The organism is Pseudomonas sp. H1h, from assembly GCF_000633255.1.
Lineage (GTDB): Bacteria > Pseudomonadota > Gammaproteobacteria > Pseudomonadales > Pseudomonadaceae > Aquipseudomonas.
Window position 1 is genome coordinate 149,648 of record NZ_AYMJ01000020.1, and the last position, 20,423, is coordinate 170,070.

Genomic DNA, 20,423 nt, shown 5'->3' on the forward strand with positions numbered 1-20,423 from the left:
CGCTTACACCTTCGACACAAGAGGACGGCCCAACAGGCCCTGCGGCCGGAAGACCAGAACAAGTACGAGCAGCGAGAAGCTGAACACGTCTTTGTAGTCGGAGTTGACCAGGCCCGAGAACAGCGACTCGGAGATGCCAAGGATGATCCCGCCAAGCATCGCGCCGGGCAGCGAGCCGATCCCGCCAAGCACCGCGGCAGTGAACGCCTTGATGCCGATGACAAAGCCTGCGTAGAAGTCGAACGTGCCGTAGTTCATGGTGATCAGCACGCCGGCCAGGGCCGCCATCGCTGCACCGATGATGAACACGTAGGAAATCACCCGGTCGGTGTTGATCCCCAGAATCGAAGCCATCTTGCGGTCTTGCTGGGTGGCGCGGCACATGCGGCCGAGCTTGGTGTACTTGATCACGTAGGTCAGCAGGCCCATGCCGACGAACGCGGCGACGAGAATGAACACCTTGGTGTAGGTCAGTTGGACGAAGCCTGTGCCGACGTCGATGCGCCAGGCACCGGTGAGCAGCGTTGGAACACCCTGTTGACGGGCGCCCTGGCTGATCTGGGCATAGTTTTGCAGGATCAGGGAGATCCCGATGGCGCTGATCAGTGGTGCCAGTCGGGTGGAGTTGCGCAGAGGTTTGTAGGCGACGCGTTCGATCACCCAGCCATAAACGCCAGTGACGACGATGGTGAAGACCAGCGTGCCGAGCATCAACAGCGGGAAGGATTCGATACCGAAGTAAGCCAGCAGAGCCAGACTGATTGCCGCCAGGTAAGCAGAAATCATGTAAACCTCGCCGTGGGCGAAGTTGATCATGCCGATGATGCCGTAGACCATTGTGTAGCCGATGGCGATCAGGCCATAGACCGACCCGAGGGTCAGGCCGTTGACCAGTTGCTGCAGGAAAATACCATCCATAACGCAATCTCACGCAATGAGAACCTGCCCACCGGTGGGCGGGCGGCTCTTCTAGGAAAAATACAGATTTACGTCGGAGCAATGCAGACACGATCAGTCAAACCGCCTCTGTCCACTGTGGGAGCGAGCCTGCTCGCGAAAGCGGTTGAACATTCAACACATGTGTTGGCAGTCATTCCGTCTTCGCGAGCAGGCTCGCTCCCACATGGAGCAATGGCTGTTCAGCTGATCGCGTCAGCCCTTACTTCTGTTTTTCCAGCTGATGGTATTTGCCGCTCGCGTCCCACTGGTAAACCACGTAGTCGGACACTTTCAGGTCGCCCTTCTTGTCCCAGGCTTTCTCGCCCATGACGGTTTTCACCGGGTTGGCTTTCAGCCACTCGGCGGCTTTCTCGCCACTGTTGGACTTGGCGCCGTTGAAACCGGCGGCCAAGGTCTGGATCGAAGCATAGGCGTACAGGGTGTAGCCTTCAGGCTCGGTGCCAGCCTTGCGGAACTGCTCGACCACCGCCTTGCTTTCCGGCAGCAGGCGCGGGTCGGCGCCGAAGGTCATCAGCACGCCATCGACGTATTGCGGGCCACCGGCAGTGGTCACCAGTTCGTCGGTGACGATGCCGTCGTCAGACATGAACTTCACGTCTTTCAGGCCTTCGGTGCGCAGTTGCTTGACCAGCGGACCGGCTTCCGGGTGCAGGCCGCCGAAGTACACGACATCGGCGCCCGCAGCGCGGATCTTGGTAACCAGGGCGCTGAAGTCTTTCTCGCCACGGGTCAGGCCTTCGTAGATCACCGGGGTCACGCCGCGCTTGATCAGCTGCGCCTTGGTCGCATCGGCCAGACCTTGACCATAGGTGTCCTTGTCATGGATCACCGCGACTTTCTTGCCCTTGAGCACGTCGACGATGTAGTCGCCAGCCACGATGCCTTGCTGGTCGTCACGCCCGCACATACGGAACATGGCGCTCAGGCCGCGCTCGGTCACTTGCGGGTTGGTGGAACCCGGGGTGATCGCGATGACGCCGGCTTCGTCGTAGATTTCCGAGGCTGGAATGGTGGAGGAAGAGCAGAAGTGACCGACCACACCGGCAACCTTCTGGTTGACCAGGTCCTTGGCGACCGTCACCGCCTGTTTCGGTTCGCAGGCGTCATCGCCCTTGACCAGTACGATTTTCTCGCCGTTGACGCCGCCTGCCGCGTTGACCGCGTCCGCCGCTGCCTGTGCACCCTTCATGTACTGCTCGCCAAATGCCGCGTTGGCGCCAGTCATTGGACCCGCTACACCGATTTTCACATCAGCTTGAGCAAACGCAGAAACACCCAGCGCAGTTGCGACTGCGAGGGCCAGAAAGCCTTTCTTGTAAAACGTCTGGGACATGAGGTGGTGCTCCAAGGTTTTTTTTAGTTGGCACTGCGACTTCACTTCACTGAATGCTCTGAGCAAGCGCCGTGCCATCGGTTTTTTATTCTTCAAAAAGTCGCTGCTTTCTTGTTATTTCGACTGTTTCGTTCCCATTTTCATTGGGCGTGCAACCGTCTAAACCGCGGAAGGTGAAACCTTTTTAAATCGTGGGCGCAACCCGCTTGCGCCATCATTGCAACCGCGGCACCAAACGACGTGCAACCAGCCTGTAACAGCTCGCGTCACCGAACTGCACACTGCTGGTGCGGGACTGCTACAACCCGCACCATTACAGGCTAGTCGTTGCGTCGAAAAGCGCCGCTTCCGGCAACATATTTCAACACTCAAATGACGATGCGCAGGCACTGGCCCGCGTGATACAGCGAGAACCCGGCCTCGTACAGGCAACTGCGCAAGCCGACACCGGCCAAGGGCTGCATCGGTGCGAAGGGGATCGGCAGGGCTTGAGGATTGCCGTGACACAGGTAATCGGCGAAGGCCTTGCCGACCACGGTGCCAGTGGTCACGCCGCGACCGTTGTAACCGGTGACGGCGACCAGGCCGGGCGCCGGCTCGAACAGGCGCATCAGGTGATCGGGCGTGAAGGCGATGCGCCCGGTCCAGGTGCACTCCCACTCCACCGGTTTCAGGTTGGGGAAGTAATGTTGCTGTACCCGGTCGGCCCAGGCCTTGAGAAACCAGGTCGGTTTCTGATTGCCGTTACCCAGACTGCCCAGCAACAACCGGCCGTCCTTGTCGCGGCGAATACTGCTCAGCACCTGCCGCGTGTCCCACGAGCCCTGCCCGCCCGGGAGGATTTCCTGGGCCGCGTCTTCGGTCAGCGGCACCGAAGCGACCTGATAGTAATAACCGGGGAAGAAATTGCGCTTGAGTTCGGTCCAGTCGCCTTCGGTGTAGGCGTTGGAGGCGATGACCACTTGTTCGGCAAGCACTGAGCCCTGCTCGGTTTGCACCGACCATTGCTGGCCCTGGCGTTCGAGGCGGGTGACGGGCGAGTGATCGAACATCTGCCCGCCCAGGCCTTTCACCGCATTGGCCAGCCCGGTGACATAGGCCATCGGGTTGAGGGTGCCCGCGCGGCGGTCGAGCAGTGCGGCAGCGATTTTTTGCGTGCCAGTGGCCTGCTCGCAGGCCTTGCCAGTCAGCAGTTCGACCGGAGCGCCGCGGCGTTTCCATTGCTGCTCGCGACTGCGCAGATCCGCCTCGCCCTTGGCGTTGTGCGCCATGTGCAGGGTGCCTTCGCGGCGCAACTGGCAATCGATGTGGTATTTATCCACAAGGCTGAACACCAGCGCCGGCGCCGCCCCGAGCATGCGGTTGAGCTGGCTGCCAACGGCCTCGCCAAACCCGGCCTCGATCTCGTCCGGCGGGATCCACATCCCCGCGTTGACCAGCCCGACGTTGCGTCCGGAACCGCCGTGCCCGGCGCGATGCGCTTCCAGCACGCAGACGCGCTTGCCTTTTTCCAACAGATGCAGCGCCGCCGACAACCCGGTAAACCCGGCGCCGATCACGCAGACATCGACTTTGACTGCGCCGCGCAGCGCGGCGTTATCCGGGCGTTGCGGCGTGAGTTTTTCCCACAGACATTCTTCGCGTAACGGCATTGCCAGACTCCAACAGAAACCTGCCAAACACTGCATACCCTGTGGGAGCGGGCTTGCCCGCGAAAGCGGTATATCAGCCAACATCGATGTCGTCTGACCCAGCGCTTTCGCGAGCAGGCTCGCTCCCACAGGGGGGGGATCCACCTGTCAGTCGAAGGTAATGCCCTGCGCCAGCGGCAACTCCAGCGAGTAGTTCACGGTGTTGGTCTGGCGGCGCATGTACGCGCGCCAGGCGTCTGAGCCCGACTCGCGACCACCGCCGGTCTCTTTCTCGCCACCAAACGCCCCGCCGATTTCCGCGCCGCTCGGCCCGATGTTGACGTTGGCGATGCCGCAGTCGCTGCCGACCGCCGACATGAACTGCTCGGCCTCGCGCACGTCAGTGGTGAAGATGCACGACGACAGGCCTTGTGGCACTGCGTTGTTCAGGCGCAACGCTTCCTGGAAGTCGCTGTAACCGACCACGTAGAGGATCGGCGCGAAGGTTTCGCTGCAGACCACATCGCTCTGCTCCGGCATTTCAACGATCGCCGGCGACACGTAGTAGGCGTTGGGAAATTGCGCTTCAAGCTGACGCTTGCCGCCAAACACCCGGCCGCCCTCGCTCAACGCCTGCTCCAGCGCGTCCTGCATGTTTTCAAAGCTGTGCTTGTCGATCAGCGGGCCGACCAGATTGCCTTCCAGCGGATGGCCGATGCGCACTTTCGCGTAGGCGGCCTTGAGACGGGTGACGATCTCTTCCTTCACCGACTCATGGGCAATCAAGCGGCGCAAGGTGGTGCAACGCTGACCGGCAGTGCCGACCGCACTGAACAGAATGGCGCGCACGGCCATGTCCAGATCGGCGCTCGGGCCGAGGATCATCGCGTTGTTGCCGCCCAGTTCGAGGATGCTGCGGGCAAAACGCGCGGCGACTTTCGGCGCCACTTCGCGGCCCATGCGGGTGCTGCCGGTGGCGCTGATCAGCGCAACGCGCGGGTCATCCACCAGCGCCTCGCCGGCATCGCGACCACCGATGATCACCTGGCACAGATGCGCCGGAGCATCGGTGAAATTCTTCACCACGCGATCGAACAGCGCCTGGCAGGCCAGCGCGGTCAGCGGGGTCTTTTCTGACGGTTTCCACACCACCGGGTTACCGCAGACCAGCGCCAGCGTGGTGTTCCACGCCCACACCGCAACCGGGAAGTTGAAGGCACTGATCACGCCGACCACGCCCAGCGGATGCCAGGTTTCACGCATGTGGTGGCCCGGGCGCTCGGAGGCGATGGTCAAGCCGTACAGTTGACGGGACAGGCCGACGGCGAAGTCGCAGATGTCGATCATCTCCTGCACTTCGCCCAAACCTTCCTGGGTGATCTTGCCCGCCTCCCACGACACCAGCTCGCCGAGGTCAGCCTTGTACTCGCGCAACACTTCGCCGAACTGGCGCACCAGCTCGCCACGACGCGGGGCCGGCACCTTGCGCCATTGTTCGAACGCATGATCTGCGCGACTGATGTGCTGCTCGACTTCGGCCGGGCCTTCCCAGTTCACGGCGGCGATGCGGCTGCCGTCAATGGGCGAATGCACCGGCACTTTGCCGTTCTGGTACAGGGCCGGGTTCACGCCAAGACGATCAAGCAATGCGGCAACCATGGGTCACTCCTCAAGCGAAAAACTGAATGGGTGCGGCCGAATGTTCACGACCGGGCAGGCCTTTAGTTGTAGCGTCAGTACGACGAGGCAACAAACGACCTTTACGCGAGATATCATTCCGTTTATTCATGCTGCGCATAGAAAGACAAGAAAAAGGGATCACCCATGCTGAATAAACGCCACCTGCCGTCGATCACCGCATTGCAGTGCTTCGAGGCCGTGACCCGGCACCTGAGTTTTACCCGGGCCGCCGAGGAACTGAACCTGACCCAGAGCGCTGTCAGCAAGCAAGTGGCGCAGCTTGAGGAATTGTTGCAGCACTTGTTGTTCCGGCGAGTGCGTCGTCGCCTGCAAATGACCCCGGCCGGGGATTTGTACCTGGTGGAAGTCCGAAAAATCCTCACCCAAGTGGAAATGTCGACGCATTACCTGCGTTCCTACGGCGGCGAGACCGAAGTCCTGCGCGTCTCTACGCCCTCGACCTTCGGCGCCCGCTGGCTGGTACCGCGCCTGAAGGGCTGGCGTCTGCGCCATCCGTCGATCCATCTCGATCTTTGCAACGAGCAAGAGGCGGATGATTTGCTGCAGGGGCGCAGCGATCTGGCGTTCTATTTCGGCCAGGGTTCACGCCCCGGCACCGAGTGCCTGAAGCTGTTCGGCGAAGAGCTGGTGCCGGTCTGTGCGCCGGGCAGCCTGCCGGATCAGCCATTCACCGACCCGACGCATCTGACCGATCTGGTGCTGCTGCAAAACGCCTCGCGCCCACAGGCGTGGCACGACTGGTTCGACAGTCAGGGTTACCACACCGAACACAGCTACCACGGGCCGCGTTTCGAAACCTTTTATATGTGCATCCGCGCCGCCCAGGTCGGCTGCGGCGTGGCGCTGTTGCCACGCTTTCTGGTGGAAGAGGAATTGGCCGACGGCAAACTGGTCATTCCCTGGCAGCATGCAATGCCCAGTTCCGACGCCTATTACCTGGCTTACCCGGAACATGCGGCGGAAGTGCCGAAGGTGCGCGATTTTGTGAAGTGGATGCTGGAGCAGATCGATAGCCCCGACGACGACTGATTTCCCTTCGGCAGCTCCAGGGAATTCGTCAGGCGATCACAAACAAGCTATCCACAACCTGGGCTTGAGCGAGACGTGCACGCAAATCGGCGTCTATAGCGCAATCATCCGGCTTGTACAGCCGAACGCGCCGATAAGCATCGACCCGATTGATATCGCGCCCAAGAAACTCCCAAACGACCCTTGAACAAGAAGGAGCACGGTGATCAGCAGCAGAAACCCCCAACTTCAAACCATTGAGCCGCGTGATACAGCTTTTGAAACTCGGGATGAGAATGGTTTGGCTGATCTCGTTTGAAGTCAGCGATTCATAATCGACAAAAAACAGGCGATCGCGCAGGTAATAAGCAATACCCAGATATTGATACCGTTCAAAATCCCCTCCCGCCCCGGCAATCTGTAAGCGCTCGTTTCGCTCGTAAACAATGTCATCACCTTCCTCCCGCACGTGCACAAGCGAACACAGGATGGAGCCAGGTTCAGTCATAGCATGGTAATACTCATAGTAGTAGCCGACATGGGTTTTCAGTTCAGGTGAAGACTGTTGACGAAGGTGTTCATGCATTATCCGTGATGCCACCGCTGCTCCCGAGGCCTGATTCTTATTAGCCTTATCGCCAATCAGGGCAATAAATTGCTCCGGCGGCAAACCTATCTCAAACTCTTCCACGCCAAAAAAATCACAAATGCGTTTGAGATTGAAAGGTGTTGGAACGCTTTTCCCACAAAGATACTTATTGAATTGCCCACGATTAATTCGAAGTTTCCTACAAACTTCTGCGACAGATCTGTAGTGACCACACAGCAGCTTCAAGTTAGCCGGAAGAAATTCACACATACAATGACCCAACAGAAATCAAGAGGCGGCAACCATAGCAGCAACTCGCATCACATTTAAGCAACTTGCGAAATTGCATCGAATGAAATATGGCTGGATATTACGACTCCTGAAACGCAGACACCATTAATACGCCAGCACTCTAAATAGCAAGGAGCTTTGAATGCTAGACATCATCAACGACTTTCTGTCGGGCAAGGTATTGATACCTTTAGTTCTAGGACTGGGAGGCTACTTCACCATCCGGTCGAAATTTGTCCAGTTCAGATATTTCCCCCATATGTTCGGCGTTCTCCACGGCAGCTGGCGCGCTAGCAGCCATCATTTGAGTTCATTTCAGGCATTGACGCTCAGCCTTGCCGGCCGTGTCGGTACTGGCAATATAGTTGGCGTCGGGATTGCAGTGAGCATGGGCGGGCCCGGCGCAGTATTCTGGATGTGGATGACCGCTCTTCTAGGCATGTCGAGCAGCTTCTTCGAGTGTACGTTAGGGCAACTGTATAAGCGCAGCGATGGCAAAGGCCTGTATCGCGGAGGCCCGTCCTGGTACATCCAGCACGGTCTGGACAAGCGCTGGCTCGGGATGATCTCGGCAGTGTTATTGCTGGTGACCTTCGGTTTTGCAATCAATGGTCTCGAATCCCATGCGGTATCACACTCACTAAACGATGCATTTGGCTTGTCGCCTACGTACTCGGGGCTCGTACTTTCATTGATGTTGGGAGCTGTCTTCGTCGGCGGAATAAAACGCATAGCTGCGGTAGCCGATCTTCTGGTTCCACTGAAGGTTCTCGCCTACGTCGGCGTCACTACCTATGTGATCGCTCTGCAGTTCGATCAGGTACCGGCCATGCTGATGACCATTATCAAAAGCGCGTTTGGTCTGGATCAGGCGTTTGGGGGAATGGTTGGCAGTGCAATCATCATGGGTGTCAGACGAGGCGTTTTCTCCAACGAGGCAGGACTCGGCAGTGCTCCCAATGTCGCCTCGGTAGCGAAGATCGAACACCCGGTTGCACAAGGCGCCGTACAAGCGCTGAGTGTTTTCATCGATACATTCGTCATCTGTACCTGTACAGCGTTATTGATTTTGCTTTCAGGTTTCTACACACCGGGGTTTGAAGGTGACGGGATTGCTCTGGCGCAAAACTCGCTGGCAGCCGTCGTCGGGGAATGGGGGCGGATATTTATCAGCATAATGCTTGCGTTATTCGTCTTTACCGCAATGTTGTACAACTACTACTTGGGAGAAAACAGCTTGCGGTTCATATTTGCTGAACCACGAAAAACGCTGTTTTTCTATCGTGCGCTGGTGTTGATATTAGTGTTCTGGGGGGCTGTCGAAGATCTGTCAACTGTTCTGGCTTTCGCCGACATCACCATGACGCTGCTGGCGCTCGTCAACCTGGTCGCCATGTTCCTGCTCTTCAAAATCAGCATGCGTGTTTTGCGCGACTACGACGAACAACGCCGTGCCGGCGTCAAGACTCCAGTTTTCGATTCAAGCAAATTCCTTGATCTGGATCTTGATCCTATAGCGTGGCCGCCACGGCACCGCGGCCCTCATCGCGAGTGCGTTCAGTCCTCAAACATCAGCAAACAGCCTATTCAAACTTAGTTCAAAAAAATACAAAGCCATTAGAATAAATAATGGCTTTGCCGAAAAAACCTAGTTACCACTGAAACATAAACTTTAAAGAGCAATGCTTTTTTTCGAACTGTCACGATTGAAAAAAAATCGAAGGACATTACTCGGCGTCGACACACTGGAACAGATCACCTTCAAAGGAGGTGTGATTCATGTATAAAATAGTCACCCAAGAAATGCTCAGAGCAGCCTTGATCAAAGCAGTTGAAATCCCTCTAATATCCAAACACTCTCTATTGGCTGATTATTTAAAAAGCGGGGAACAACTTGAGCAAGTCATTCAAGCCGCGCTTGAGGCGCAACCGAAAATAGCCAAGTTCTGTGGGCTAGGGTGTATGGCGTCAGAGGATCTTTCACCTGAAAGCAAAAAAGCGCTGGCAATCCCCACCGCTGATATGCGCCACTAGCACCATTGTTTGATACCGCGCCATGCGCGGTGCACCAGGAGACCCCGTTTATGAGCGAGAGTGTGTTTGCCGATCGCATCGTGCAGAACCTGCTCGACACCGACTTCTACAAACTGACGATGATGCAGGCGGTGCTGCACAACTACCCCAACGTCGAAGTCGAATGGGAGTTCCGTTGCCGTAACAGCGAGGACCTGCGGCCGTATCTGGCCGAGATCCGCTATCAGATCGAGCGTCTGGCCGACCTGAGCCTGAGCGCCGACCAGTTGAGTTTTCTCGAGCGCATCAGCTTCCTCAAACCGGATTTCCTGCGGTTTCTCGGGCTGTTCCGCTTCAACCTGCGCTACCTGCACACCGGCATCGAAAACGGCGAACTGTTCATCCGTCTGCGTGGCCCGTGGCTGCATGTGATTTTGTACGAGGTGCCGCTGCTGGCGATCGTCAGCGAAGTGCGCAACCGCTATCGCTACCGGGAAATTGAACTGGTGCAGGCGCGTGAACAGCTGTATCGCAAGTTCGACTGGCTCAGCGCCAACGCCTCGGCCGATGAACTGGCGCAGTTGCAGGTCGCCGATTTCGGCACCCGCCGGCGCTTTTCGTATCGCGTGCAGGAAGAAGTGGTGAACGTGCTCAAGCACGATTTCCCAGGGCGCTTCGTCGGCACCAGCAACGTGCATCTGTCCCGAGAACTGGACATGAAACCGCTGGGCACCATGGCCCACGAGTGGATCATGGCCCACCAGCAACTCGGCCCACGGCTGATCGACAGCCAGATCGCCGCCCTCGATTGTTGGGTACGGGAATACCGTGGTTTGCTGGGGATCGCCCTCACCGACTGCATCACCACCGATGCCTTCCTCGGCGATTTCGACCTGTTCTTCGCCAAGCTCTTCGACGGCCTGCGCCACGATTCCGGGGATCCGGTGCAGTGGGGCGAAAAGTGCATCGCCCACTACCACAAGCTCGGCATCGACCCGATGAGCAAGACGTTGGTGTTCTCCGACAGCCTGAGCCTGCCAAAGTCGCTGGAGATCTTCCGCGCGCTGCACGGTCGGATCAACGTCAGCTTTGGCATCGGCACCAACCTGACCTGTGACATTCCGGGTGTCGAACCGATGAGCATCGTGCTTAAAATGACTGCCTGCAACGGCCAGCCGGTGGCGAAGATCTCCGACGAGCCCGGCAAGACTCACTGTAAAGACCCCAACTTTGTCGCCTATTTGCGACACGTTTTCCAGGTTCCTGCCGTTTCCAGTCTATCTAGCAAGGAGTGAATTCATGCAAGCCGTACAGCGTGAGATTGCTGAACAGCTCAAGGTCCAACCGCCATTCGCCGGCCACCAGGCCCTCGAAGCGGAAATCGCCCGGCGCATCACCTTCATCCAGGACTGCCTGGTCAACTCCGGTCTCAAGACCTTGGTGCTGGGCATCAGTGGCGGTGTCGATTCGCTGACCGCAGGTCTCTTGGCCCAGCGCGCCATGCGCGAACTGCGCGAGCGCACCGGCGACCACAGCTACAAGTTCATCGCCGTGCGCCTGCCGTACGAAACCCAGTTCGATGAGCACGACGCACAAGCTTCGGTGGACTTCATCGCCCCGGACGAGCGCCACACCGTCAACATCGGCCCGGCGGTCAAGTCGCTGGCCAGTGAAGTCGCGGCGTTTGAAGGCAAGCACGCGGTGTCGGTGGACTTTGTGCTCGGCAACACCAAGGCGCGGATGCGCATGGTCGCCCAGTACACCATCGCCGGCGCAGCGCACGGTCTGGTGATCGGCACCGACCATGCGGCAGAAGCCGTGATGGGTTTCTTTACCAAGTTTGGTGACGGCGCTTGTGATCTGGCGCCGCTCAGCGGCCTGGTGAAAAACCAGGTCCGGGCAATCGCACGCAGCTTCGGTGCGCCGGAGTCGCTGGTGGAGAAAGTGCCGACCGCGGATCTGGAAGACCTGTCACCGGGCAAACCGGACGAAGCGTCCCATGGCGTGACCTACGCCGAGATCGACGCGTTCCTGCACGGCGAGCCGGTGCGCCAGGAAGCGTTCGATATCATCGTCGCGACCTACAACAAGACCCATCACAAGCGTGTCATGCCGTTCGCGCCTTGATCGCCGATGGAATGAAAAAGCCCGCTGAGGAATGATCCTCAGCGGGCTTTTCTTTGACCAGGTCATCTGTCGGGCCCCTTCGCGAGCAGGCTCGCTCCCACAGGGTTTCAGGTGTCAGACACAGAACCTGTGGGAGCGAGCCTGCTCGCGAAGAACGATGACGCGGTAAACCTGCTTACTTGACAGCAATGGTGCCTTTCATCATCGAGATGTGGCCCGGGAACGAGCAGAAGAAGCCGTAATCAGTGCCAGCGGCCAGCTTCGATACGTCGATGGTCAGCGTGTCTTTCTCGCCGGCACCGATGATCTTGGTGTGAGCGATAACGCGCTCGTCGCCGTCTTTCAGGTAGTTCTTGTCGATGCCTGCGGCCAGGCCGTCAGTGGCGATCGGCTGCATGTCAGCGGTTTTGCTGACGACCAGGTTATGGCCCATGACGTTCTTCGGCAGGCTGCCGGAGTGGGTCAGCTCGACGGTGAAGGTCTTGCAGCTCTTGTCGATCACGATCTCCTTGGTGTTGAAGGACATCTGGTCGGTGGAGTCAACGGTGGTTTTGCACTCGGCAGCCATCAATTGGCTGCTGGCCAGCGCCAGCAGGGATACCGCAACAACTTTGGAAAACATGGTGAATCTCCAAGGCAGGGTTAACAAAAACACGAATGGTGGAAAGACTGCCTGAAATCTTCGCAAGTTCCTATGACTTGAGTCAAAAATTGTATACAACTTTCAGGCTATGACACTCATCGAAACAATCTACCGGCCAGATTCCCCGGCCGGCCCTATGATCGGCCCATCTACTGAGACGGAGTGCCTGTCATGTTCTTTAACGGTCTGTTGTGCAGTTTGCTCGCCGCCTACGCCTGTGGCGCCAGCGGTACCTTTGAATCGCCAGAGCGCGAAGTTTAGCCCTTGGATCAAGGCGTGCCAGCCATTACCCTGTGACGGATTGACCCAGGAGGAAGGCATGTCTCTCAAATCCGTGTGTGTATTTTGCGGTGCCAACGCCGGCACTGATCCGGCTTACACCGAAGCCGCCAAAGCGCTTGGCCGCGCGCTGGCCGAGCGCCAGTTGACCCTGGTCTATGGCGGTGGCGCCGTGGGGTTGATGGGGCTTGTCGCCGACGCCGCACTGGCCGCCGGCGGGGAAGTGATCGGGATCATCCCGCAAAGCCTGATGGACAAGGAAATCGGCCACAAAAGCCTGACCCGCCTCGAAGTGGTCGACGGCATGCACGCGCGCAAGGCACGCATGGCCGAACTGAGCGATGCGTTCATCGCGCTGCCCGGCGGCCTCGGCACGCTGGAAGAGCTGTTCGAAGTCTGGACCTGGGGCCAGCTTGGCTATCACGGCAAGCCGCTGGGCCTGCTGGAAGTGAATGGTTTTTACAGCAAACTCACCGCTTTTCTCGACCATATCGTCGGCGAAGGCTTCGTTCGCGCTCCACACCGTGACATGCTGCAAGTGAGCGAATCGCCACAAACCCTGCTCGACGCCCTCGATCAGTGGAAGCCGACCGTCACCCCCAAGTGGGTCGACCAAAAACCCGGCTAACCGCCGGACACCGATACAGGGCAGAATACGCGCCGCTCAACCTCACCTTCGACCCAAGAGGATCGCCCATGGCCAAACCCAATTACTCCTTCGCCAAACGTCAACGAGACCTGGCAAAGGAGCAGAAGAAAGAGGAAAAGCTTCAGCGCAAGAAACAAATGGCTGAAGAAGCGGCACTGAACCCTGACGGTGAAGTGGCGACTGACAACGATGATGATGTTGATGCACCGAAAGATCAGGCGCCCGACGCCTGAGCAAACTGCTGAAACCTTGAACACAATCCCTGTGGGAGCGGGCTTGCTCGCGAAAGCGTCGGAACATTCACTCTGGATGTGACTGAACAATTGCTTTCGCGAGCAAGCCCGCTCCCACATTTGATCTTCACTCCTCCAGTGGCATTACGGTGACCCGCACTTCCGGGTCGTGACTGCCGCCCCCCAGAATCACCCCCCGCAACGGCGACACATCAGAAAAGTCCCGGCCCCACGCCAGGGTGATGTGCTCCAGCGCCGGCTGCACATTGTTGGTCGGATCAAAATCCACCCAGCCCAACACCGGACAGAACACCGACACCCAGGCATGCGACGCATCGGCACCGATCAGCCGCGGCTGACCCGGCGGTGGCTGGGTCAGCAGATAACCGCTGATGTAACGCGCTGCCAGCCCCCGCGAGCGCACGCAGGCGAGCATCAGATGGGCGAAGTCCTGACACACGCCACGCCGTCGCTCCAGCACCTCCACCAGCGGCGTCGCCACCTGAGTGGCCTCGGCATCGAAGGTGAACTCGCTGAAAATCTTCTGCATCAAGGCTTGCACGCCGAGCATCAAGGGCCGGCCCGGCGGGAAGCAGCTTTCAGAGAACTCGACAAAGCTGCGCTTCAGGTGCACGTAGGGTGACTGAAAGCGATAACGACAAGCCTCCAGCATCGGGGCCGACAACGGCTGGCTGCTGTAGGTCAGCGCATTGCGCGTCTGCTCCCACGCCGGGGAGAGACTGAAGTCCGCCAGCGGCCGCGCCAGCACTTCAACGGTGAGCCGTGCGTTGACCTGCAACTCGTCGTGCGGTCGCTCGAACGCCAGACGGGTCAGCGGGTTGCCGAAGACATCGAGTTCATCGCGCCGGCTCGTCGGCTCCGGACTGATCAGCAATTGCTGTTCGGTGCAGCGCTGCCATGTGCATTCACGGGGCCACAGGTGCGCCAATTGCTGCGCCAGCGACACCGGACTGTCGTAGTGATAACAGGTGTCGTGGAAGATCTGGTAATGCGCGCTCATCAGACGGACACCGTGCGCTGACTGACATCATCGACATGGGCAAAGTGACGCAGGGCCAGACGATCCGAGACTTGCCCGCTGGCCTCGGCGATGTCTTGCAACAAGCCCGCCAGACCATCGAGTGCGGCGCGCACGCTGGACTCGCCGAACAGCGAATTTTCCAGGCAACCCAGATCAAAGCGTGCCAGCCGCTCGACCAGTTGCGGCAGCCCGGCCTCGCGGGGCACTCCAAAATCATCGTTCAAGCGCTTCAGCGTGCGGGTCACCAGTTTCAACTGGAACAACACCGCATGCGGGTTCTGTTCGTCGAGCAGCAACAAGTCGAGCACCGGAATCAACTGCGCCACCGCCAGATAACGGGAACGGTAAGTGATGCTGCTGTTGCCCAGTTCCAGCAGCCACTCCAGCCCCGCCTGATCGAACGCGGCGCTACCGCGCAGGAACGCCGCGAGGCTGCTGCTGAGGAACTGCAGGCGCTCGATGCGCCGGCCGATCATCAGGAAGCGCCAGCCTTCGTCGCGGGTCATGTCGTCCAGGGCAAAACCGGACAGCGCCGCCAGTGACATCACCAAACGGTTGAGAAAATCCAGCAGCTCGCCGAAGTCCGGCTCGTCAGTGTCCAGCTCCATAGCTTCGCGCTGCAACTCCACCAGAGCCTGCCAGTTTTCCCGCGAGAGTTTGCCGCGCACCTGCGAGGCCGCCCACTGCAGGCGTTGCAGGTTGGAACGCAGGCTGAACGACCAGTCTTCGCCAAGCAGCGCTGCCAGCAAGCGCTCCGGCAGCTCGCCCTCCTCCGGCAACAACATCAGGCGCTCGCCCAGTTCGACCGCCGCCTGCAAGGCTTGCGGGTCGTCACCGTCGACATAGCGCGCAAGCATGATTCGCAGCAATCGCGCACTGTCGTCACAACGCTCGCAATAGCGGCCGAACCAGAACAGATTCTCCACCACCCGCGACGGCAAGTACGGGTCGCGTCGTACCAGATCGTGCACGCCGACGTTGCGTTGAGTCTTCCACTGCTCGCCACTGGGCGGGCGCTCGCCCAACACCCAGGTGTCCTTGCTCGCCCCGCCGCGCTGCATCGACACCACTTCGGCATCGGCCTCGGCGGCCACCCGGGTCAGGCCGCCGGGCAACACGCGATAACCATCGCGACTGGCCACGGCGTACATGCGCATGCCGATGGCCCGCGGTTGCAACTGGCCGTCCACGGCTTGCCAGATCGGTGCCTGTGACAGCTGCGCCAGCTCTTGCGCCACGTAGGCATAAGGCCGGGCCTGCATGCGTTCGGCGAGCGCCTGACGCTGTTGTTCACTCAGATCCCGGCCGAACACCGGCGCAAAGCTTTGTGAGGGGAACGCCGGTTTGATCAGCAGCTCCGGCAGTTTTTCCAGCGCCTGCGCCAGCACCGGTGGCTCACCGCACCACCAGGTGGCGATGGATGGCAGGATCAACTCTTCGCCGAACAGGTACTGATTGATCTTTGGCAGAAACCCGAGCAGTCCCGGAGACTCCAGCACGCCGCTGCCCAGTGCATTGGCGACCAGCACGCGCCCTTGGCGCACCGCCTCAAGCAGACCGGGAACACCAAGTGCCGAATCGGTGCGCAGCTCCAGCGGATCGCAGAAGTCATCATCCAGACGGCGCATGATCGCGTGCACCCGACGCAAGCCACTGAGGGTTTTCAGGTACACGGTGGCGTCGCGCACCGTCAGGTCGCCGCCCTCCACCAGTGGATAACCGAGCTGGCGCGCCAGATACAGGTGTTCGAAATAGCTTTCGTTGAAGCGTCCGGGCGTCAGCAGCACCACCAGCGGTGCGTCATCGTCGCTCGGTGCTTGACGCGCGAGGGTTTCCTGCAACGTGCGGAAGAATCCGGCCAGATGTTGCACCTTCAAGTCGCGGTACAACTCGGGAAAGGCGCGGGACACGATCGTACGGTTTTCCAGCGCATAACCCGCTCCCGAAGGCGCTTGGGTGCGATCCGCGGTGACCCACCAGCGACCGTCTGGCGTGCGCGCTAGGTCCACGGCGTACAGATGCAGAAAGGCCTCTTCCGGCGGCGCAATGCCCTGGCAGGGCCAAAGAAAGTTGTTGTGGCCAAAGACCAGTTCCGCCGGCAACAGTCCTTCGCTGATCAACCGCTGCGGGCCATACAGATCGGCCAGCACGGCATTGAGCAGGCGCGCACGCTGGGCAATCCCGGCTGACAGATGCTGCCACTCGTCAGCGGCGATCACGTGCGGCAGCAGGTCAAGCTCCCACGGCCGATCCGCGCCTTTTGGATCGGCATAAACGTTATAGGTGACGCCGTTTTCCTGGATCTGCCGCGCCAGCAACGCCTGACGCTGCACCAGTTGCGCCGGGCTGCTGCGCTGTAACTGATCAAACAGCCGCCGCCAATGCGCGCGCACCTCCCCGCTGTCATCCAGCAGTTCGTGATAAGTGCCCGCAGTGCGCGGGTAGCGGTCTAGCAGGTCAGGCATGGAAAGCTCGGCAGACAGCAAGGAACGGTCAGACTAACGCAGGCGCATGACACGCGGATATACGAAAAATCCGCATGTCGTGCAGGGCTCAGAAACGTCGCAAATCGAGCGTCATTGGCAGCTCGTCGGAGATTGTCAGGTTCGGTATCGGAAGTTTCCCTGGCGTGTGGCCGATGCGGAAAAACCGCGCCATGCGCCGGCTCTCCGCTTCGTTGGCATTGACCGGCAGCGTCTCGTAGTTGCGCCCGCCCGGGTGCGCCACGTGGTACTGACAGCCGCCCAGCGAGCGCTGCATCCAGGTGTCGAGCAGGTCGAACACCAGCGGCGCGTGCACCGGGATGGTCGGTTGCAGGCAGTTGGCCGGTTGCCAGGCCCGAAAGCGCACTCCGGCAACAAACTCGCCGATGCGCCCGGTCGGCTGCAGCGGCACCGGGACGCCGTTGCAGGTCAGCAGGTAACGTTGTGGCGGCAGCCCGTTGAGTTTGATCTGCAGACGCTCCAGCGACGAATCGACATAGCGCACCGTGCCGCCCGCCGTGCCCTCCTCACCCAGCACATGCCAAGGCTCCAGCGCCTGGCGCAGTTCCAGTTCGATGCCATTGACCGCCCAATCGCCGACCTTGGGGAAACGGAACTCCAGATGCGCGGCGAACCACTCGGCGCGCAATGGATAACCGGCACTGTTGAGTTCGACGATGACGTCGGCAAAATCCTGCTCGATGAAGTGCGGCAGCATGAACCGGTCGTGCAGTTCGGTGCCCCAGCGCGCCAGTTTTGGCGGCGCATACGGTTCACGCCAGAATCGCGCAACCAGCGCCCGCAGCAACAACTGCTGAGCCAGACTCATGCGCGCATGCGGCGGCATTTCAAACGCGCGCAACTCGAGCAGACCGAGGCGCCCGGTCGCCCCGTCCGGCGAATACAGTTTGTCGATGCAGAACTCGGCACGGTGAGTATTGCCGGTGACGTCGATCAGCAAATTGCGCAGCAGCCGATCCACCAACCACGGCGGACACTCCTCGCCCGCTTGCGGCATCTGCGCAAAAGCGATTTCCAGTTCGTACAAGGCGTCGTTGCGCGCCTCGTCGACCCGTGGCGCCTGCGAGGTCGGGCCGATGAACAAGCCGGAAAACAGGTAGGACAACGACGGGTGGTTATGCCAATAGCTGATCAGACTGCGCAACAGATCCGGGCGGCGCAGGAACGGCGAGTCCGCCGGGGTCGCGCCACCGAGGACAAAATGGTTGCCGCCGCCAGTGCCGGTGTGACGCCCGTCGATCATGAATTTTTCGGTGGTCAGGCGAGTTTGCCGTGCCTCTTCATAGAGAAACTCGGTGCGCTCGACCAGTTCGTCCCAGGACGCGGACGGCTGCACGTTGACCTCGATCACGCCCGGGTCCGGGGTGATACGGAAGTTGCTCAGGCGCGGATCACTCGGCGGCTCATAACCTTCCAGCAGCACCGGGCAATGCAGCTCTTCGGCGGTGGCCTCGATAGCCGCCACCAGTTCCAGATAATCCTCGACACGCTCCAGCGGCGGCATGAACAGATACAGACGCCCTTCGCGCGCCTCGGCACAGAATGCGGTGCGAGTCAGCCAGTCGGCGGACTCGTCGACTTTCGCTGCGCGCTCCTGCGCCGGGGCCGCCTCGCCGTGGCTGTTGAGCTGGGCCGCATCCGGTAGCGGTGGGAAGTCCTGATTCGGATCGTTGGGATGAATGAACGGATACTCGGCGGCCTTCACCCATGGCTGCGAACCGAGCGGCAGGCGATAACCCAGCGGCGAGTCTCCCGGCACCAGTCGGCAATGCTCGTCACGCAGATACCAGCGCCCGCTCTGCCATTGATCGCCCTTGGCGGTGCGCGCCAGCGGCAGCACCTGGCCGATCACTTTATCCAGGCCCTGACTGAAGACTTTGCGCAGACGCGCGCGCTCCAGCGGTTCTTCCAGCCGTGAGTCTTCGGCGCTGACGTTGCTCGGCAGCGCGCCCTCGCGCCAGAGGTAATAGAAGTTGTCTTCGTAGGCCGCAAACACAAAGCGGGCGGGCAACTTCAGGCGCTCGGCGACACTCGCCAGAAAACGCCCGGCCAGCACGCCGTCGGCGCCGTAATCCTGCTGTTCGTCGGCGATCAGCGCATTGTTGTGCCAGATCGGCACGCCGTCCCGGCGCCAGTAACAGTTCAGCGACCAGCGCGGCAATTGCTCGCCCGGGTACCACTTGCCCTGACCGAAATGCACCAGGCCTTTCGGCGCGTAATGCTTGCGCATGCGCTGAAACAGTTCGGCGGAGAGCCGGCGCTTGTCCGGGCCTAGCGCGGCGGTGTTCCACTCGGCGCCGTCAGGGTCGTCGATGGAGACAAAGGTCGGTTCGCCGCCCATGGTCAGGCGAACATCGCCTTGCAGCAGATCGGCATCGATCTGTCGGCCCAGCGATTGAATCGCCTGCCACTGCTCGTCGGTGTAGGGCTTGGTCACCCGTGGCGCTTCCCAGATCCGCTCCACCGACATCTCGTGGCTGAACTGGCATTCGCATGGCTCGACCAAGCCGCTGATCGGCGCTGCCGAGGACGGATCGGGACTACAGGCCAACGGGATATGCCCTTCACCGGCGAATAATCCGGACGTGGCATCCAGACCGATCCAGCCGGCACCGGGCAAGTACACCTCGCACCAGGCGTGCAGGTCGGTGAAGTCGACTTCGGTGCCGGACGGGCCGTCGAGGCTTTTCACGTCGGCGGTGAGTTGAATCAGATAACCGGAGACAAACCGTGCGGCCAACCCGAGATTACGCAGCAACTGCACCAACAGCCACGCCGAATCGCGGCAGGAGCCGGAGGCGTGTTCGAGGGTGTGCTCCGGGGTCTGCACACCCGGCTCCATGCGGATCAGGTAGCGGATGTCTTCGCTGAGGCGCTGGTTGAGCATCACCAGGAAATCCACGGCGGGCAGCGGCGTGCGATCGATGCCGTCCAGATAGGCTTTGAAAGCCGGGGTCAGCGGCAGGGTTTCGAGGTACGGCGCCAGTTCCTTACGTTCATCGACCGCGTAGGCGAAGGGGATTGTCTCGGCGTAGGGTTCGAGGAAGAAGTCGAACGGGTTGAACACAGCCATTTCGGCCAGCAGATCAACCTCGATGCGCAGTTCGTCGGTTTTCTCGGGGAAGACCAGACGCGCGAGGTAGTTGCCCTGCGGGTCCTGCTGCCAGTTGATGAAATGCTGCTCGGGCGAGACTTTCAGCGCATACGACAGTATCCGCGTGCGGCTGTGGGCAGCCGGGCGCAGGCGAACGATCTGCGGACCGAGTTCGACAGCACGGTCGTAGCGGTAATGCGTGACGTGATGCAATGCGACATGAATCGACACGGCGTGCCTCCTGCGAGCCTAAGCGTATTCGAAAGCGCGCAAGACTTATGCCATGCAGGGGCTTGGGCGCTTTCCCGGAATGCTCAGGGCAGTAC

Annotated in this window: 16 protein-coding genes; 7 read left to right on the plus strand and 9 right to left on the minus strand. The window is 60.1% G+C overall.

What is annotated here, in order from left to right:
* Positions 1–3: 3 nt before the first annotated feature.
* The 4 genes from U862_RS0118725 to U862_RS0118740 form a co-directional block, all read right to left on the minus strand.
* Complete coding sequence (locus tag U862_RS0118725; protein WP_003221160.1) at positions 4–918, minus strand: branched-chain amino acid ABC transporter permease; 915 nt, start codon at positions 916–918, stop codon at positions 4–6.
* A 241-nt stretch (positions 919–1,159) separates the two neighbouring features.
* Complete coding sequence (locus tag U862_RS0118730) at positions 1,160–2,293, minus strand: ABC transporter substrate-binding protein (RefSeq protein WP_025111828.1); 1,134 nt, start codon at positions 2,291–2,293, stop codon at positions 1,160–1,162.
* A gap of 368 nt (positions 2,294–2,661) precedes the next feature.
* On the minus strand, positions 2,662–3,945 hold the full coding sequence (locus tag U862_RS0118735; RefSeq protein ID WP_025111829.1) for an FAD-binding oxidoreductase: 1,284 nt from the start codon (positions 3,943–3,945) through the stop codon (positions 2,662–2,664).
* 147 nt (positions 3,946–4,092) lie between these two features.
* Complete coding sequence (locus U862_RS0118740) at positions 4,093–5,583, minus strand: aldehyde dehydrogenase family protein (protein WP_025111830.1); 1,491 nt, start codon at positions 5,581–5,583, stop codon at positions 4,093–4,095.
* 165 nt (positions 5,584–5,748) lie between these two features.
* On the opposite strand from U862_RS0118740, the gene U862_RS0118745 reads away from it, so the two are divergent.
* A complete protein-coding gene (locus tag U862_RS0118745; protein WP_025111831.1) occupies positions 5,749–6,654 on the plus strand; it encodes a LysR family transcriptional regulator in 906 nt (301 codons plus the stop codon).
* Positions 6,655–6,682: 28 nt separating this feature from the next.
* On the opposite strand, the gene U862_RS0118750 is transcribed toward U862_RS0118745, so the two are convergent.
* On the minus strand, positions 6,683–7,492 hold the full coding sequence (locus U862_RS0118750) for a helix-turn-helix transcriptional regulator (RefSeq protein ID WP_025111832.1): 810 nt from the start codon (positions 7,490–7,492) through the stop codon (positions 6,683–6,685).
* A 163-nt stretch (positions 7,493–7,655) separates the two neighbouring features.
* On the opposite strand from U862_RS0118750, the gene U862_RS0118755 reads away from it, so the two are divergent.
* From U862_RS0118755 to nadE, 4 genes are all read left to right on the plus strand, one after another.
* On the plus strand, positions 7,656–9,110 hold the full coding sequence (locus U862_RS0118755) for a sodium:alanine symporter family protein (protein WP_025111833.1): 1,455 nt from the start codon (positions 7,656–7,658) through the stop codon (positions 9,108–9,110).
* 182 nt (positions 9,111–9,292) lie between these two features.
* Positions 9,293–9,547, plus strand: a complete 255-nt coding sequence (locus tag U862_RS0118760; protein WP_025111834.1) for a hypothetical protein — start codon at positions 9,293–9,295, stop codon at positions 9,545–9,547.
* Between the two features lie 50 nt (positions 9,548–9,597).
* Entirely contained in the window at positions 9,598–10,821 is a 1,224-nt protein-coding gene (gene pncB / locus U862_RS0118765; RefSeq protein WP_025111835.1) for a nicotinate phosphoribosyltransferase, read from the plus strand.
* Positions 10,822–10,825: 4 nt separating this feature from the next.
* Complete coding sequence (gene nadE / locus U862_RS0118770) at positions 10,826–11,653, plus strand: ammonia-dependent NAD(+) synthetase (RefSeq protein ID WP_025111836.1); 828 nt, start codon at positions 10,826–10,828, stop codon at positions 11,651–11,653.
* 175 nt (positions 11,654–11,828) lie between these two features.
* Here the strand turns inward: nadE and azu are convergent, their stop codons facing one another.
* A complete protein-coding gene (gene azu, locus U862_RS0118775) occupies positions 11,829–12,275 on the minus strand; it encodes an azurin (RefSeq protein ID WP_025111837.1) in 447 nt (148 codons plus the stop codon).
* A gap of 340 nt (positions 12,276–12,615) precedes the next feature.
* On the opposite strand from azu, the gene U862_RS0118785 reads away from it, so the two are divergent.
* Together U862_RS0118785 and U862_RS0118790 are read left to right on the plus strand one after the other, a co-directional pair.
* The gene (locus U862_RS0118785) at positions 12,616–13,203 is read left to right on the plus strand and encodes a TIGR00730 family Rossman fold protein (RefSeq protein WP_025111838.1); all 588 of its coding nucleotides are present in this window, start codon (positions 12,616–12,618) and stop codon (positions 13,201–13,203) included.
* A 68-nt stretch (positions 13,204–13,271) separates the two neighbouring features.
* A complete protein-coding gene (locus U862_RS0118790) occupies positions 13,272–13,457 on the plus strand; it encodes a hypothetical protein (RefSeq protein ID WP_025111839.1) in 186 nt (61 codons plus the stop codon).
* A gap of 127 nt (positions 13,458–13,584) precedes the next feature.
* On the opposite strand, the gene U862_RS0118795 is transcribed toward U862_RS0118790, so the two are convergent.
* The 3 genes from U862_RS0118795 to U862_RS0118805 all read right to left on the minus strand — a co-directional run bounded on the left by U862_RS0118795 (position 13,585) and on the right by U862_RS0118805 (position 20,328).
* Positions 13,585–14,478, minus strand: coding sequence for a transglutaminase family protein (locus tag U862_RS0118795; protein WP_025111840.1), 894 nt, complete (start codon positions 14,476–14,478; stop codon positions 13,585–13,587).
* Positions 14,478–16,964, minus strand: a complete 2,487-nt coding sequence (locus U862_RS0118800) for a circularly permuted type 2 ATP-grasp protein (protein ID WP_025111841.1) — start codon at positions 16,962–16,964, stop codon at positions 14,478–14,480. Before U862_RS0118800 ends, U862_RS0118795 begins: the two co-directional genes overlap by 1 nt.
* Positions 16,965–17,052: 88 nt before the next feature.
* Positions 17,053–20,328, minus strand: coding sequence for a DUF2126 domain-containing protein (locus U862_RS0118805; RefSeq protein ID WP_025111842.1), 3,276 nt, complete (start codon positions 20,326–20,328; stop codon positions 17,053–17,055).
* Positions 20,329–20,423 lie beyond the last annotated feature (95 nt).